Origin of the sequence: Marimonas lutisalis (assembly GCF_005434965.1) — a bacterium.
GTDB classification, from domain to species: Bacteria; Pseudomonadota; Alphaproteobacteria; order Rhodobacterales; family Rhodobacteraceae; genus Marimonas_A; species Marimonas_A lutisalis.
Window position 1 is genome coordinate 262,725 of the sequence record NZ_SKCI01000002.1, and the last position, 15,981, is coordinate 278,705.

The 15,981-nt window shown below is 63.9% G+C and carries 17 protein-coding genes and 1 tRNA gene; 11 read left to right on the plus strand and 7 right to left on the minus strand.

Going from position 1 to position 15,981, the window contains the following annotated elements:
* Positions 1–34 precede the first annotated feature (34 nt).
* Positions 35–736 (minus strand): glutathione S-transferase family protein, encoded by a 702-nt coding sequence (locus E0501_RS09395; RefSeq protein ID WP_137701124.1) that lies wholly within the window; start codon positions 734–736, stop codon positions 35–37.
* A 144-nt stretch (positions 737–880) separates the two neighbouring features.
* On the opposite strand from E0501_RS09395, the gene mscL reads away from it, so the two are divergent.
* The 7 genes from mscL to E0501_RS09430 all read left to right on the plus strand — a co-directional run bounded on the left by mscL (position 881) and on the right by E0501_RS09430 (position 6,584).
* A complete protein-coding gene (mscL, locus tag E0501_RS09400; protein WP_137701125.1) occupies positions 881–1,315 on the plus strand; it encodes a large conductance mechanosensitive channel protein MscL in 435 nt (144 codons plus the stop codon).
* Positions 1,316–1,457: 142 nt separating this feature from the next.
* Positions 1,458–1,919 (plus strand): SH3 domain-containing protein, encoded by a 462-nt coding sequence (locus E0501_RS09405; RefSeq protein ID WP_137701126.1) that lies wholly within the window; start codon positions 1,458–1,460, stop codon positions 1,917–1,919.
* 108 nt (positions 1,920–2,027) lie between these two features.
* Positions 2,028–2,104 (plus strand) — tRNA-Met (locus E0501_RS09410).
* Between the two features lie 103 nt (positions 2,105–2,207).
* Complete coding sequence (locus E0501_RS09415; RefSeq protein WP_235857801.1) at positions 2,208–3,626, plus strand: M20 family metallopeptidase; 1,419 nt, start codon at positions 2,208–2,210, stop codon at positions 3,624–3,626.
* A 131-nt stretch (positions 3,627–3,757) separates the two neighbouring features.
* Positions 3,758–4,945 (plus strand): glycine C-acetyltransferase, encoded by a 1,188-nt coding sequence (locus tag E0501_RS09420; protein ID WP_137701127.1) that lies wholly within the window; start codon positions 3,758–3,760, stop codon positions 4,943–4,945.
* Positions 4,946–4,956: 11 nt separating this feature from the next.
* Positions 4,957–5,982 carry an L-threonine 3-dehydrogenase gene (gene tdh, locus E0501_RS09425; protein WP_205123499.1) on the plus strand — a complete coding sequence of 342 codons (1,026 nt, stop codon included), beginning with the start codon at positions 4,957–4,959 and terminating at the stop codon, positions 5,980–5,982.
* Between the two features lie 23 nt (positions 5,983–6,005).
* Positions 6,006–6,584 carry a hypothetical protein gene (locus tag E0501_RS09430; protein ID WP_235857802.1) on the plus strand — a complete coding sequence of 193 codons (579 nt, stop codon included), beginning with the start codon at positions 6,006–6,008 and terminating at the stop codon, positions 6,582–6,584.
* An 18-nt stretch (positions 6,585–6,602) separates the two neighbouring features.
* On the opposite strand, the gene trhA is transcribed toward E0501_RS09430, so the two are convergent.
* The gene (gene trhA, locus E0501_RS09435) at positions 6,603–7,262 is read right to left on the minus strand and encodes a PAQR family membrane homeostasis protein TrhA (RefSeq protein ID WP_137701129.1); all 660 of its coding nucleotides are present in this window, start codon (positions 7,260–7,262) and stop codon (positions 6,603–6,605) included.
* Between the two features lie 160 nt (positions 7,263–7,422).
* A complete protein-coding gene (ald, locus tag E0501_RS09440; protein ID WP_137701130.1) occupies positions 7,423–8,538 on the minus strand; it encodes an alanine dehydrogenase in 1,116 nt (371 codons plus the stop codon).
* A gap of 139 nt (positions 8,539–8,677) precedes the next feature.
* Here ald and E0501_RS09445 point away from each other — a divergent pair, with 139 nt between their 5' ends.
* The 3 genes from E0501_RS09445 to E0501_RS09455 all read left to right on the plus strand — a co-directional run bounded on the left by E0501_RS09445 (position 8,678) and on the right by E0501_RS09455 (position 11,905).
* The gene (locus E0501_RS09445; protein ID WP_137701131.1) at positions 8,678–9,136 is read left to right on the plus strand and encodes an Lrp/AsnC family transcriptional regulator; all 459 of its coding nucleotides are present in this window, start codon (positions 8,678–8,680) and stop codon (positions 9,134–9,136) included.
* A gap of 165 nt (positions 9,137–9,301) precedes the next feature.
* Positions 9,302–10,240 carry a Hint domain-containing protein gene (locus E0501_RS09450; protein ID WP_161594589.1) on the plus strand — a complete coding sequence of 313 codons (939 nt, stop codon included), beginning with the start codon at positions 9,302–9,304 and terminating at the stop codon, positions 10,238–10,240.
* Positions 10,241–10,321: 81 nt separating this feature from the next.
* A complete protein-coding gene (locus E0501_RS09455) occupies positions 10,322–11,905 on the plus strand; it encodes a GMC family oxidoreductase (protein WP_137701133.1) in 1,584 nt (527 codons plus the stop codon).
* Between the two features lie 57 nt (positions 11,906–11,962).
* Here E0501_RS09455 and E0501_RS09460 read toward each other — a convergent pair whose 3' ends face one another.
* From E0501_RS09460 to rpsU, 4 genes are all read right to left on the minus strand, one after another.
* The gene (locus E0501_RS09460) at positions 11,963–13,129 is read right to left on the minus strand and encodes a leishmanolysin-related zinc metalloendopeptidase (RefSeq protein WP_137701134.1); all 1,167 of its coding nucleotides are present in this window, start codon (positions 13,127–13,129) and stop codon (positions 11,963–11,965) included.
* 162 nt (positions 13,130–13,291) lie between these two features.
* Positions 13,292–14,152: a glutathione-dependent disulfide-bond oxidoreductase gene (yghU, locus tag E0501_RS09465; RefSeq protein ID WP_137701135.1), complete on the minus strand. Its 861-nt coding sequence runs from the start codon at positions 14,150–14,152 to the stop codon at positions 13,292–13,294.
* Between the two features lie 117 nt (positions 14,153–14,269).
* Complete coding sequence (locus E0501_RS09470; RefSeq protein ID WP_137701136.1) at positions 14,270–14,806, minus strand: flavodoxin domain-containing protein; 537 nt, start codon at positions 14,804–14,806, stop codon at positions 14,270–14,272.
* Between the two features lie 182 nt (positions 14,807–14,988).
* On the minus strand, positions 14,989–15,195 hold the full coding sequence (gene rpsU / locus E0501_RS09475) for a 30S ribosomal protein S21 (RefSeq protein WP_137701137.1): 207 nt from the start codon (positions 15,193–15,195) through the stop codon (positions 14,989–14,991).
* 105 nt (positions 15,196–15,300) lie between these two features.
* Between rpsU and E0501_RS09480 the strand changes: the two genes are divergently transcribed.
* Positions 15,301–15,972, plus strand: coding sequence for a COQ9 family protein (locus tag E0501_RS09480; protein ID WP_137701138.1), 672 nt, complete (start codon positions 15,301–15,303; stop codon positions 15,970–15,972).
* The last annotated feature ends 9 nt before the right edge of the window (positions 15,973–15,981 follow it).

Genomic DNA, 15,981 nt, shown 5'->3' on the forward strand with positions numbered 1-15,981 from the left:
GGAAGGTGGGCTGAAAGCCCACCCTACGTCGCTATCACGCCTCGCGCGGGGGGACGTTGATGGCGCGCTGAACCGCCGGGCGCTCCATGAAGCGGTCGAACCAGGCCACGACATTGGGGCGCGCATTCCATTTCACCTCGGGCTTGGCGCCGTAGTGATCGAGCGCGCGCATCCACGGCACGGTGCAGATATCGGCGATGGAATAGTCGTCCATCAGCCAGTCGCGTCCCTGAAGGCGCGCCTCGAGCACGTCGAGCAGGCGCATGGTTTCGTTCAGGTAGCGCTCGACCGGGCGGTCATCGTCGATATCGGCGCCGCCGAAGGCAAAGAAATACCCCAGCTGGCCAAACATCGGGCCGATGCCGCCCATCTGGAACATCACCCACTGGATGGTCTGGTAACGCCTGGCCGGATCGGTCGAGAGAAACTGGCCGGTCTTTTCGGCCAGGTAAATCAGGATCGCGCCGCTTTCGAAAAGTTCCAGCGGCTGGCCGCCGGGGCCGTCGGGGTCGATGATGGCGGGGATCTTGCCATTGGGGTTGAGCGACAGGAACTCGGGGCTTTTGACATCCTCGTCATTGATCGTCACCCGATGCCATTCATAGGGCAGGCCGGTTTCTTCCAGCATGGTCGAGACCTTCACGCCGTTCGGCGTGGGGAAGGAATAGAGCTGAAGAATGTCGGGGTTTTCGGCCGGCCAGCGGGCATTGATCGGGTGATCGGTGATCGAGGTCATCTGTCTCTCCTGTTGGGTCGGGGGAAAAATACCGGGGAATTCCCGTAAAAACAGACCCGAATTCATGGATTTTCGTGATATGTTAACGATGCGATCCGGCGCAACCAGGTAAATCAGCCGGCGCTATCATGAGTGAGGGGCAAAATGCTTAAAGAATTCAAGGATTTCATCGCCAAGGGCAATGTCATGGACATGGCCGTTGGTATCATTATCGGTGCCGCGTTCACCGCGATCGTCAGTTCGCTGGTGGCCGACCTGATCAACCCGATCATCGGGCTGTTCCTGGGTGGGATCGACTTTACCAACATGTATGCCGTGCTGTCGGGCGAGGTCGCCGAGGGCGCGAGCCTGGAAGCCGCGCGCGAAGGCGGGGCGGCGGTGTTCGCCTATGGCTCGTTCATCATGGCGATCATCAACTTCCTGATCATCGCTTTCGTGGTGTTCATGCTGGTGCGCTATGTCAACAAGGTGAAAGAGGCGGCCGAGAAGAAAGAGGAAGCCCCCGCCGAGGAAGCGCCCGCCGGGCCGACCGAGCTGGACCTTCTGACCGAGATCCGCGACGCGCTGGCCAAGAAGTAGGCGCCGGACCGAACCACGTGGAATGCCCCGTCCGACGGCGGGGCATTCTTTTTGCGCATGGCGGTCCTGTGGCACCCTGGCTGCAGTGATGCGTGTTTTCGTGGTAAAATGAAATTTTGATCGAAAAACATGGGAGACCGCGATGAGGGTATTTCTTGCTGCAATCGCCGCCTGTTTTCTGGCCGCGGCGGCATGGGCCGAGGTGCGGATCGTGAACAGCCCCGGCGATGGGTACCTGAACCTGCGGACCGGACCAGGCAGCCAGTATGACATCATCCTGCCCATGCGGCATGGATCGCTGGTCGAGGTTCTGGAGACCAAGGGCAGCTGGAGCCGGGTGCGGCACGAGGCTTCGGGTAATGTCGGCTGGGCCTTTCGCAAATACATGGTGGCCTTTGACGGTGCTGCGTCGGTGCGTTTTGTCTATTCGCCCAATGACGGTTACCTGAACCTGCGCACGGGCCCCGGTTCGGGCTTTGCCATCGTGCGGCGGATGTTCAACGGCGAGGCGGTCGAGATTCTCGAGCGCAAGGGTGGCTGGGTGCGGGTATCGCACCAATCGGGCGCGCAGGGCTGGGCCTTTGAAAAATACCTGAGGAAGTGAGTGGAGTTCGAACGCGCGGGCCCATTTGGGGCAAGATGAAGCACGCGGGCCGGATTTTGGGTTTGACAGAACCGGGAAGCGCGGCTAAGTGAGCCTTCCGTGTGAGATGGCGTGGTAGCTCAGCCGGTTAGAGCACAGCACTCATAATGCTGGGGTCGGCGGTTCAAGTCCGCCCCACGCTACCATCTCGCGCCGCAGAAAGCCGCTCCTCCGGGGGCGGCTTTTGTGTTTTGACAATGGCTTCGGGCGGGATCACTCTTTCGCAGGACACGCGCGGGAGACTCCAAGATGCAGCAGATGAACAGCGAGCCGGCCTGGGACCTGGTCGAGGCGCGGAAGGCCGAATACGTGGGCCTGTCGGACCGGGTGTTCGACATGCCCGAAGTGGCCTATTGCGAGGCGCGCTCCGCCGAGGAGCATCGGCTCATGCTGGAGGCCGAGGGGTTTCGGGTGCAGACCGGGCTGGCCGGAATTCCGACCGCCGTGATGGGCGAGGCCGGCAAAGGCGGGCTGGTGATCGCCATCCTGGGCGAGTATGACGCGCTGCCCGAACTGGGCCAGCAATCGGGCGTGGCGATGCCAGCGCCGGTCAAGGCCGGGGGCGCGGGGCATGGCTGCGGGCACAACCTTCTGGGCTCGGCCGCCCTGGCCGCGGCAGCCGCGGTCAAGGATTTCCTCGCCGAGAGCGGACTGCCGGGCCGGGTGCGGTATTATGGCTGCCCAGCGGAAGAGGGCGGTGCGGCCAAGACCTTCATGGTGCGCGAGGGCCTGTTCGACGATGTCGATGCGGCAATCACCTGGCATCCGGCCAGTTATTCCGGGGTGATGGAGCCCCGCTCGCTGGCCAATACGCGGATCGATTTCACCTTTCACGGCAAGGCAGCGCATGCCGCGGCCTCGCCCGAGCTGGGGCGCTCGGCCCTGGATGCGGTCGAGCTTATGAACGTGGGCGTGAACTATATGCGTGAACACATGCCCGACGATGCGCGGGTGCATTATGCCTATCTCGATGCCGGGGGCGCAGCGCCCAACGTGGTGCAGGCACGCGCCACGGTGCGGCAACTGATCCGCGCGCGGGACCTGAAAGGGCTGCGCGGGCTGGTGGCGCGCGTGCGCAACATCGCAGAGGGCGCGGCGCTGATGACCGAGACACGGGTCGAGGCGAAGGTGGTGAGCGCGGTGTCGAACCTGTTGCCGAATCGGCCGCTGGAAGAGCTGATGCAGCGGCAGTTCGACCGGTTGGGGCCGGTGCAGTTCGACGAGGACGATCGCGCCTTTGCCCGCGAGATCCGCAAGACGCTGACCGACGAGGATATCGAATCGGTATTCGCCCGCACCGGGCGGGCGCCGGAATACGACATGGAGATCTGCGATTTCGTTGCCCCGCTCGACCGCAAGAGCGTGGGCGGAGAGGGCTCGACCGATGTGGGCGATGTGAGCTGGGCGGTGCCGTTGGTGCAGGCCTGGGTGACGACCTGCGCGCTGGGCACGCCGTTTCACACCTGGCAGCTGACGGCGCATGGCAAGACGCCGCTGGCGCACAAGGGGATGATCCACGCGGCCAAGGTGATGGCGGCGACGGCCTGCGATCTCTACCGCGAACCGGCAATCCTGAGCGCGGCAAAGGCCGAGCACCAGGCGCGCCTGGCGCGCGATCCCTATCAATGCCCGATGCCGGATGACGTGCTACCTCCGATTCCGGGCTGATTTGGCCCGGGCGTTACAATGCGTGTCGCATTCGGGCGGCTTGTCGGGATCCGCGCGCGGCACATTTTGACATGACTTCGGCGCGCCGGTTCCTGCGGGCGCCACAGAACTTTGGCACGGGGAGGAACGATATGAGCCGATCCTTTGACGATCACCTTGCCGCGCAGCTGGACGAGCTGCGCGACGCGGGCCTTTACAAGACCGAGAGGGTCATCACCTCGAAACAGGCGGGCACGGTGGCGCTGGCCTCGGGGCGGGAGGTGATCAACCTGTGTGCCAACAACTACCTTGGCCTGTCGGACAACGAAGAGCTGATCGAGACCGGGCGCGCGGCGCTGGCGCGCTATGGCTATGGCATGTCTTCGGTCCGGTTTATCTGCGGCACGCAGGAAGAGCACAAGGAACTGGAAGGCCGGATCGCGCGGTTCCTGGGGATGGAGGATGCGATTCTCTATTCCAGCTGTTTCGATGCCAATACCGGCCTTTTCGAGACGATCCTGGGCGAAGAGGATGCGATCATCTCGGATGCGCTCAACCATGCTTCGATCATCGACGGCATCCGGCTCTGCAAGGCGCGGCGGCTGCGTTATGCCAATTCCGACATGGGCGCGCTGGAAGAGCGCCTGAAAGAGGCGCAGGATTGCCGGTTTCGCCTGATTGCCACCGATGGCGTGTTTTCCATGGATGGTTACGTGGCGAAGCTGACCGAGATCTGCGACCTGGCCGAGAAATACGACGCGATGGTGATGGTCGATGACAGCCACGCGGTGGGCTTCATGGGTGAAACCGGGCGCGGCACGCCCGAGCATTGCGGGGTGATGGGCCGTGTCGATATCCTGACAGGCACGCTGGGCAAGGCGCTGGGCGGGGCCTCGGGCGGGTACACGGCGGCAAGTGCGCGGGTGGTCGACTGGCTGCGGCAACGCTCGCGGCCCTATCTCTTTTCCAACACGCTGGCGCCGGTGATCGCGGCGACCTCGCTCAGGGTGCTGGACATGCTCGAGGCCTCGGGCGAGCGGCGCGAGCGGCTGATGGCGCATGCCGTGCATTTCCGCACGCGGATGGGGCAGGCGGGGTTCGACCTGTTGCCGGGCGAGCATCCGATCATCCCGGTGATGCTGCGCGACCCGAAGCTGGCGCAGGAGATGGCGGCGCGGCTGGATGAGAAAGGCGTTTACGTGGCGCCGTTCAGTTTCCCGGTGGTGCCGAAGGGGCAGGACCGGATCCGCACGCAGATGTCGGCGGCGCATAGCCAAGAGGAACTGGACCGCGCGATCGACGCGTTTGTCGAGGTTGGGCGCGACATGGGGGTGATCTGATGCAGAACGAGATGAAGGCGCTGGTGAAGGCCAAGGCGGAGCCGGGGCTGTGGATGGAACGCGTGCCGGTGCCCGAGCCGGGACAGCAGGACGTGCTGATCAAGGTGAAGAAATCGGCCATCTGCGGCACGGACGTGCATATCTGGAAATGGGATGAATGGTCGGCCAAAACGGTGCCGGTGCCGATGGTGGTGGGCCACGAGTTCTGTGGCGAGATCGTGGATACGGGGCCGGCGGCCACCAAGTACCGGATCGGCCAGAGGGTGAGCGGCGAGGGGCATATCGTGTGCGGCATCTGCCGCAACTGCCGGGCCGGGCGCGGGCACCTGTGCCGCAACACCAAGGGCGTCGGCGTGAACCGGCCCGGGGCCTTTGCCGAATACCTGTGCCTGCCGGAAACGAACGTGGTGCCGATCCCCGATGACATCCCCGACGAGATCGCGGCGATCCTCGATCCGCTGGGCAACGCGGTGCACACGGCCCTGTCGTTCGACCTGGTGGGCGAGGACGTGCTGGTGACGGGCGCGGGGCCCATCGGCATCATGGGTGCGCTGGTGGCCGCAAGGGCGGGCGCGCGCAAGGTGGTGATCACCGATATCGCGCCTTACCGGCTGGACCTGGCGCGGCGCATGGGGGTGCCGACGGTTGTCGATGTGTCGTCGGAAAAGCTGGCCGAGGTTATGGAGCGCATCGGCATGACCGAGGGCTTTGACGTGGGGCTGGAAATGTCGGGCGCGGCCGATGCGATGCGGCAGATGATCCACCGGATGAACAATGGCGGCAAGATCGCGCTGCTGGGCATTGCGCCCACGGAATTCGCCGTGGACTGGAATGAGATCATTTTCAAGATGCTGCACGTCAAGGGCATCTATGGCCGCGAGATGTACGAGACCTGGTACAAGATGATCGCGCTGCTGCAATCGGGGCTGGATGTGTCGGGGTTGATCACGCACCGGATTTCCATTGATGATTTCAGGGACGGGTTTGCCGCCATGCTGTCGGGCGAGGCCGGCAAGGTGGTGATGGACTGGACGTGACACAGCGCGGAGGAATTTTCGGGATGAAACGGATATTGGCAACTGGTGGCTTGGCGCTGCTGATCGCGGCGGGGCCGGGTGCCGCGCAGCAGGGCGGGCAGGGCCACGGTATGGGCCACGGGATGATGCATGGACACGGCGCCGATGGCACCGGTCATGACGAGGTCAACATGCCCGGGCTGCGCGGGCTGGATGCGACGCCCGAGGAAAGCGCCGAGATGGCGGTGATGTTCCGCAATTTTCAGACATTGCGCCGCGAGGTGGAGAACCTGCCCAACGGCATCCGCACCCGCACCTTTTCCACCGATCCGGCGGTGCACGAGGCGCTGGTCAGCCATGTGATCGGCATGATCGACCGGGTCGAGATGGGCCGCGATCCGCAGGTGATGATCCAGTCGCCCACGCTGGACATCTTCTTTGAGCGGCACGAGGCGATCGTGACCGATATCGACATTCAAGGCGATGCGATCGTGGTGACGCAGACCTCGGACGATCCCGAGATGGTGGCGGCGCTGCACACGCATGCCGCCGAGGTGAGCGACATGGCGGCGCGCGGCATGCGGGCGGTGCATGAAATGATGATGAAGCGACAGGGCAACTGAGCCCGCGCCGCGAAGGGCTCAGATGAGGGGCGGTGCGCTTGCCAGCGTGATGGCGATGAAAAAGCAGGTCGAGGCGCCAAGCACAAAACCGTGCCAGATCGCGTTCGAGAATTTCAGATTTTCCCAGACGTGGAAGAGCACACCCAGCGTGTAAAGCAGCCCGCCCGCCGCGATGAGCGCCAGCGCCGCCCCGGGCAGGATCGCGAAAAGCGAGCCAACGAGAAGGACCGACAGCCACCCCATGACGAGGTAGAGCGTAATGCCGTTCTGGTTCGGATTGTGCCAGAACCACAGCTTGCGGGCCATGCCGAAGGCCGCAAGCGCCCAGACGATGGCCAGCACCACGTAAGAGGTGACACTGCCGATCATCACCACCAGCGGCGTGTAGGTGCCCGCGATTTTCAGGTAGATCGCGGCGTGATCCATCCGGCGGAACGTCGTCCGCCAGTCTTCCCACGGGGTGAAGTGATAGATGCCCGAGGCCAGGAAGCCCGCGATCAGCGTCGCGCCGTATACCGAAAGCGCCACGGTCTGCCCGCCGCTGATATGGCCCCAGCTCCAGATGATCAGCCAGACCGTGCCCGTCAGGGCACCGGCGATGCCGAGGATGTGCATCGCGGCGTCGGCCACCCGCTCGGAGCGGGCATAGACGGGATAGGATGGATGCGGTTGCGACATGGCAGAAGCCTAGTCCGGCTTCGGGGCGTCGCACAGCCCTGTTGAAAGCCATGGGCGGGTTTGCGCCGGTTAACTTCGCGTCAGCGAACGAAAAAGCGGCGCCCGAGGGAGGATCGGGCGCCGCAAGGTCCAACCGGCCCCTTGGGCCGGTCGGAGGAGATTACTTGATCACCAGCTGGGGCGAGACCACGTCGAGACCCAGGGCCTTGCCGACGGCGTAATAGGTGAGCTGCCCGGCATGGACATTAAGGCCATTGAGCAGGTGCGGATCGTCGGCGCAGGCCTGTTTCCAGCCCTTGTTCGCCAGCGCCATCATGAAGGGCATGGTGGCGTTGCCCAAAGCGATGGTCGAGGTGCGCGCCACGGCGCCCGGCATGTTGGCCACGCAGTAATGCATGATGCCGTCGACGTCATAGATCGGGTCTTCGTGGGTGGTGGGTTTCGAGGTTTCGAAACAGCCGCCCTGGTCGATGGCCACGTCGACGATGGCCGCGCCGGGTTTCATCGTCGAGAGTTGTTCGCGGGTCACCAGTTTCGGCGCGGCGGCGCCGGGGATGAGAACCGCGCCCACCACCATGTCGGCTGCGGCCACCAGCTCGGCGGTGTTGCCCTTGGAGGCGTAGGAGGTGCGGAACTCGCCCCGGAAGGCATCGTCGAGATAGCGCAGGCGCGAAAGGTTCATGTCGAGCACCGTCACCTCGGCACCCATGCCCGAGGCGATGCGGGCTGCGTGAGTGCCGACGACGCCGCCGCCGATCACCACCACCTTGGCCGGGCCGACACCGGGCACGCCGCCCAGCAGAACGCCGCGTCCGCCATTGGATTTCTGCAGCGTCCAGGCGCCGACCTGCGGCGCCAGTTTGCCCGCGACCTCGGACATCGGCGCCAGGAGCGGCAGGCCGCCGCGATCGTCGGTGACGGTTTCATAGGCGATGGCCGTGCAGCCGCTTTCCAGCAGGTCCTTCGTCTGCTCGGGGTCGGGGGCGAGGTGCAGGTAGGTAAAGAGCAGCTGGCCTTCGCGCAGCATCTTGCGCTCGACTGCCTGGGGTTCCTTCACCTTCACGATCATGTCGCAGATCGCAAAGATTTCATCGGCGGTGTCCAGGATATGCGCGCCCGCTGCGATATAGGCGGCATCGTCGAAACCCGCCCCCAGCCCGGCGCCTTTCTCGATGATGACCTCGTGGCCATGTGCCACGGCCTCGTGCGCGGCGTTGGGCGTCATGCCCACGCGGAATTCCTGCGGCTTGATTTCCTTTGGGCAACCGATCTTCATGGGGGTATCTCCTTCGCTCCCGTTACTTGACAGAATGTCGCAGTTTGGGCGCAAAGTGCTTGGAATCTGCGCCCGTCACGCTGGACAGTTTCGAAGAATCTTCGATATGGTGCCAAAACCTTCGAAGGAGTTTGCGCAAATGGCGCTAGATGCAATTGATCGACGTATCCTGAACGCCCTTCAGCGAAAGGGGCGTATGTCGAACGCCGATCTGAGCGAGGCGGTCAACCTGAGCCCCAGCGCCTGCCACCGCCGGGTGCAGCGGCTGGAGAGCGAAGGGTTCATCCGCGATTACGTCGCCCTGCTGGACGCACGCCGCATCGGCCTTCCAACCACCGTGTTTGTCGAGATCACGCTGCGCGGGCAGACCGACGAGGTGCTCGACGCCTTCGAGAAGGCGGTGGCGCGCATTCCGGACGTGCTGGAATGCCACCTGATGGCGGGCACGGCGGATTACATCCTGAAGGTCGTGGCCGAAAACACCGACGATTTCGCCCGTATCCACCGCCAGCACCTTGCGCGGCTGCCGGGTGTCGCGCAGATGCAATCAAGCTTCGCGCTGCGCACGGTGTTCCGCACGACGGCCCTGCCGGTGTGATTTAACTCAAATGCCGCGCGCATTTCGCGCGGAATTTAAAACGGCTTTAGCAGGTTTTCGACAGGTTCGCGGCGCCCCTCGGAGGATGCGCCGTGAGCTTCAGTTTTTTCGCGCTGGATTTTTTTCGCGCTGGATAATGAATTTGCCGTCGCCACCGGCTCGAACGTGAATTCGGGGCCGGGTGTATCGGATTTCGACTATCCGCCGACCTCTTCGCTCGATCTGGTGATCACCACGAACGATGGGGACACCGACCCGCGCCTGTTCGAGGTGGGTGACGTCTATGACCTGAGCTATGGCGGTACGGGCGGGGCGCATACGATCGAGGATGCGGTGGTGATCCGGTCGGACGCGGCGCCGGGCGGCGGTGGCGTGATCGTGTTCGAAGGCCTGGACGAGACCGGCGAACTCACCCAGGTGATCTGGACACCGGATTTCGATCTAGAGAGCTGGTATTTCGATAATTTCACGAATGGCCAGCCGCCGCAGTTCTACACCAGTGACCAGAACGCGACCTATACGCACGAATTCGTCTGCTTTGCCGCCGACACCCGGATCGCAACCGCGGTGGGCAGTGTCGCGGCGGGCGACATCTGGGAAGGCGACCGGGTGGTGACGCTGGATGCCGGGCCGCAGCCGGTGATGTGGCTGGGCGAACGGCGTGTCGTAGGGTGGGGGCGCAACGCGCCGGTGCTGTTCGCGCCGGGCACCATCGGCAACCATGCGCCGCTGCGGCTGAGCCAGCAGCACCGGGTGCTGATACGGTCGCCGCTGGCCGAGCTGATGTTCGGCGCGTCCGAGGTGCTGGTGCCGGCCAAGGCTCTGGTCAACGGCGTCGACATCCGGTTCGCGCCCTGCAATCGCATCCGCTACGTGCATCTTCTGCTGCCCGAGCATCACCTTGTGCTGGCCGAGGGCGCGGCCTGTGAAACCCTGCTTCTGGGCGACGAGGCCTGCAATTTGCTGAAGATGCCCCGCGGGGCGTATGGGTGTGGCGATATCGCCGTCCGGCCGGTGCTGCGCTACGTCGAGGCGCTGGCCCTGGTTGGCGGGCGTCCCGTGCCCGCGCCCGTGGCCCCCGCGCTGACCGAGCCCTGCATGTGACGCGCCCGGCGGAATTGGCGGTTTCGGCCCGGGGCAAAATCCCGTTAGATAGGCCCCGAAGACGGGGCAAAGGGACGGGACATGGACTGGGATCATATCATCGTGGGCGCAGGCAGCGCGGGCTGCGTGATGGCCAAGCGCCTGGCCGATGCCGGGCGCAAGGTGCTGCTGCTGGAAGCTGGCGGTAGGGACAATTACCACTGGGTGCACATCCCGATCGGTTATCTCTATTGCATCGGCAACCCCCGCACCGACTGGATGTACAAGACCGCTGAAGACCCCGGGCTGAATGGCCGGTCGCTGCTTTATCCGCGGGGCAAGGTGCTGGGCGGGTGTTCCTCGATCAACGGGATGCTGTACCTGCGCGGGCAGGCGGCGGATTACGATGGCTGGCGGCAGATGGGCCTGACCGGCTGGGGCTGGGAGGATGTTCTGCCGCTGTTCAGAAAGTCCGAGGACTATGTCGACGGCGCATCGGACCTGCATGGCGAAGGCGGGGAATGGCGGGTGGAAAACCAGCGCCTGCACTGGGACCTGCTGGACGACTGGATGGCGGCGGCCCGGGAATGGGGCCTGCCCGAGACCCGCGATTTCAACACCGGCGACAACGAGGGCGTGGGGTATTTCCGCGTGAACCAGCGTAAGGGTTGGCGGATGAACACCGCCAAGGCGTTCCTGCGCACCACGTCGGGCCAATCGCTGCGGGTCGAGACGCGGGCGCACACCCGCCGCCTGTTGATCGAAGAGGGCCGTGTTGTGGGCGTGGAATACGAGCAGGGCGGCACGGTCAAGCAGGCGCGCTGCGGCGGCGAGGTGGTGTTGTCGGCCGGCGCGGTGAATTCGCCGCAGATACTGCAGCTTTCGGGCGTGGGGCCCGGCGCGCTGTTGCAAAAGCACGGGATCGACGTGGTGCTGGATCAGCCCGAGGTGGGCGCCAACCTGCAGGACCATCTGCAGTTGCGCTGCGCCTGGCGGCTCAGTGGCGGCAAGACGCTGAATACCCTGGCCAGTACCTGGTGGGGCAAGGCCAAGATCGGGCTGGAATACGCGCTGAAGCGGTCGGGCCCGATGTCGATGTCGCCCAGCCAGCTGGGCGCGTTTTCCCGCAGTTCCGAGAGGGTGGAGACGGCGGACCTGGAATATCACGTGCAACCGCTGTCGCTGGATGCGTTCGGCCAGCCGCTGCATGATTTCCCAGCGATCACCGCCAGCGTCTGCAACCTGCGCCCCGAAAGCCGCGGGGTGATCGAGATCACTTCGCCCGATCCGAAGGCGCCGCCGAAGATCGCACCGAATTACCTGAGCACCGAGGGCGACCGCGCCGTTGCAGTGGCGGCGATACGGCAGAGCCGTGCGATCATGGAGCAGAGCGCGATGGCGAAATACGCCCCCGAAGAGATCAAGCCGGGGCCGGACTTCCAGAGCGATGAAGAGGTGGCGAAGGCGGCGGGCGACGTCGGCACGACGATCTTTCACCCCACCTGCACGGTGCGGATGGGCGCGGACGATGCCGCGCCGCTGGATGCGCAGCTGCGGTTCCGGGGGCTGGGCAACCTGCGGGTGGTCGATGCCAGCGTGATGCCGAAGATCACCAGCGGCAATACCAATTCGCCCACCATCATGATCGCCGAGAAGGCGGCCGAGATGATGCTGGCCGGTCAGTAAACGGCAACGGGCAGGGGCAATGCCCTGCCCGCCGGCCCCGCTGCATTTGTGCGGTGATCAGACGATCGCGTCAGAAAGCGGATCGACCGGGATCGTGCCATAAAGGTCGAACGGATCGTTGGGATCGTCGATGACCGTGTCATAGCCCATGTCTTCCAGGGCGGCGATCGACATCTCGGAGATATAGTTCGAGTTGTTGATATAGCCCGTCATGATCTCGTTGGTGAAAATCGTTTCGTCCCAGTGCCCGCCGGCCGTGCCTGCGCCGCCATCGGTTTCCACCGGCACGCCATTGGCCGAGTCCGGATCAGCATTGGCGATGTCCGCGAACTCGCTGTTGTAAAGCGCGGTGGCGATTTCGCCGGTAAAACGCATGTCACCGGTCGCGACCGAGCCGCTGGTGAGCCCCATGTAGGACCACAAAGTGCCAAAGCCCATCGTATGCACCATTTCATGCAGTACGATATCGTCCCAAAGGCCATAGCCATCGAAGGTTTCGGCGTCGGCGATGTCGAATTCCATGATGCCCGCAAGCGGCAGGTAGGTGCCGTCGCGTGCCAGCGTCGGGCCGGCTTGGCCCAGGATGCCGCCCGATCCGTCGATGTCCGTCAGCGTGGCCGAAATCGTCAGGTCATCGAAATATTGGCCATTGTAGATTTCATCGGGGAGATCGGCCAGGATGATCGAGCTGAGATAGTCTGCCGCGTCGATGAACGCGCTTTGCAGGCCTTCGGTCCAGGTGCCCATGAATTCGACGGTGATGTTGTAAGCGGTCGCGGCATCGCCGCCACTTGTATAGGAGTCGAGCACGGTGCCCGGATCGGTGGTGCCGCCGCCGGAATCGCCGCCCTTGTCGGGTTTTCCGCCGCCTTTGCCACCGCCGCCGCCACCGCCGCCGTCACTGCCGCCGCCACCCTTGCCGCCGCCGGGCGACGAGGGCTTGGCATCGAATCCGCCAAAGTCCAGCTGGATCACGCCATCATTCGCGGGACCATTTCCGAAAAATGCCTCTATGGCGTTCCCCGACAAGCCGCTCGGTGCCGCGTGTATGGCGTGAAACGCCTCGGGAGCAGGTGGAAGGGGAAACGGCTCGAACTGGAATACATCGGACGGGTTTTCTTCCAGCAGGTCTTGCAGAAGATCTTTGAGCCATTCCGATGGCATCTGTTCAGGCGGATCGCTGAGAAGATCGACAAGGGGGTGAACGATTGGTTTTCCGGGCATGTTGACCTCGATCGGCAGGGCAGATCCTGCGGATCCGCGCGTGTCAGTGCGATGCCCCCTTGTGAACATGACTCGTTCACAGGCGTGCCGAAAAGATGATCAAAATGTGGCGATTTGCGGGCGTGGGCCGCAGCCGCCGGTCAGGCGGCCGCGGCGTTCAAATCAGCTACCGTCGCCGATCTTGTCCCAGGTTTTCGTTTCGAAATCGCCCGCGTCATGGCGTTCGCGCAGCTGGAACTTCGCGTCGCCCGTGGCCTTGTTCACCATCCGGCCGCGGCGCACCGGTTCGCGCGCGTCGATCTCCTGCGCCCAGCGCTGCACGTGCTTGTAGCTTTCGACATCCAGGAATTCGGCCGCGCCGTAAAGACGGCCCAGGGCCAGCTGCCCGTACCAGGCCCAGTTGGCGATATCGGCGATGGTATAATCCGCGCCGGTCAGGAAATGGTTGTCAGCGAGCCGCCGGTCGAGCACGTCAAGCTGGCGCTTCACTTCCATCGTGAAGCGGTTGATCGGGTATTCCCATTTTTCGGGCGCGTAGGCGTAGAAATGGCCAAAGCCGCCGCCCAGGTAGGGCGCGCTGCCCATCTGCCAGAACAGCCATGACAGCATTTCCGGCCGATTCGATCCGAGGAAGCGGTCGAATTTCTCGGCCAGGTAAAGAAGGATCGCGCCGGATTCGAAGACGCGCGTGGGCGTTTCCGTAGAATGGTCCATCAGCGCCGGGATTTTCGAGTTCGGGTTGACCGACACGAAGCCCGATGAGAACTGATCGCCTTCGAGAATATGGATAAGCCAGGCGTCATATTCGGCCTCTTCGATGCCGAGCGCCAGAAGCTCTTCGAAGAGCACCGTCACCTTCACGCCATTGGGCGTGGCCAGCGAATAGAGCTGGTGCGGGTGCTTGCCGACGGGCAGGTCCTTTTCATGCGTCGCACCCGAGATGGGGCGGTTGATATTGGTAAAGCGCCCGCCTTCCTGTTGTTCCCATGTCCAGACCTTGGGAGGTGTGTAGCTGTCAGTCATCGCGCGTCTCCTTTGCTTGGATCGCCGCGAGTAAGGCATGAGCGCGCACAAGATGGAAGGCCCGGAATGGAGAGACCGGGATGTGCGCCGCTGCACGGGCCGCGCGGGCCGTGCAACCTATGACGGCGCCGCAGCCATCCAATCGTCGATCAGTGCATCCAGCGCCGGCCAGTCGGTATATTCCTTGTCGCTGTCCAGGTCGGCCTCGGGGTCTTTGCCGGCAACGATCCGGCGCATGATGAACCGGCGGAAAATATCGTATTCCGACGGCTTGTAGGCCCCGGCGATCTGCGCCACCTGCCCCGGTGTCCAGCCGGTCGCCTCCTGGTACTCCTCAAGAATGCGATCCAGCGCCTTCCAGTCCTCGGCGTCATGGCCGGCGGCGGCCAATGAAACGGACAGGAAGAGCGTCGGCTTTCCAGCGAGCCCCGTGGCATTCGCCGATACGAAATCTGTCAAATCGCGCTGGTAATGCCCGGCGTGAATGGACGCGGCCAGGATCACCCGGTCAAAGCGCGCCAGGTCCACGTCGCCGGCATCGGCGAGGCCCAGCATTTCGACAGTGTGGCCCGCGTCATACACCCGGTCTGCGGCATGGCGCGCGATTTTCCGGGTCATCCCTTCGCTGGTGGCATATCCGATCAGTATCTTCATGGCGCCCTCCATCGACATGGCTTTTACCGGAGGCAGGATATGCGGGGGCGCGGCGGGCCTGCAATGACGCCGGTCAAACCGGCGCTCGGTGTCGCGCCCGATCCCCCGGAAATGACAAACCCCCGGGGCTGGGCCGCGGGGGTCGTCTCATTCACGTTCCGAGATGTCGGAGATCAGGCTGCTCAGAGCATGCCTTCGCGCTGGGCTTTCTTACGGGCCAGTTTACGGGCCCGGCGAATTGCCTCGGCTTTCTCGCGCGCTTTTTTCTCGGAGGGCTTCTCGAAATGCTGCCGAAGCTTCATTTCGCGGAAGACACCTTCACGCTGCAACTTCTTCTTCAGGGCACGAAGCGCCTGATCGACGTTGTTATCGCGAACGGTCACCTGCATGTGGTTGTCACCACCTTTCTAGGTTTGAGTTACTGGATTAGCAGGAGCCCGGCGTATAGCAACTTGGTTTTCATTTGTCTAGGGTGGCGGCGAAGGAGTCGGATCATGTCGGATACTGTCGAAAAAATCCTTGATGCCGCGCTGATGCATGTGCCGTTCGACGGCTGGGGCGAGGAGACGTTCCAGGCCGCCGTAGCGGATGCTGGCGTCGAGATGGGCCTGGCGCGGGGCCTCTGCCCGCGCGGGGCGGTGGACCTGGCGATTGCCTATCACAAGCGCGGCGACCGCCAGATGGTGCAGCGGCTGGAACAGGCCGACCTGGGCCAGATGCGCTTTCGCGACCGGATCGCGGCGGCGGTGCGCTACCGGCTGGAGGTGATCGAGGACCGCGAGGTGGTGCGGCGCGGCATGGCCCTGTTCGCGCTGCCGCAACATGCCGCCGACGGTGCGCGGCTGATCTGGGAGACCTGCGACCTGATCTGGCGCACGCTGGGCGACACCAGCGACGACATCAACTGGTACACGAAGCGGATGACGCTGAGCGGGGTCTATTCCTCGACCGTGCTTTACTGGTTGGGGGACGATAGCGACGGGCACGCGGCGACCTGGGCCTTTCTTGACCGGCGGATCGAGGACGTGATGCGCTTTGAGACGTTCAAGGCGAAGGTGCAGGAAAACGAAGCACTGTCGCGGCTGTTGAAGGGGCCGCTGGACATGCTGGGGCGTATCCGCGCGCCGAAATCCGGGGATGACATGCCCGGCCATTGGGGAAACTGAGGGAGCAGA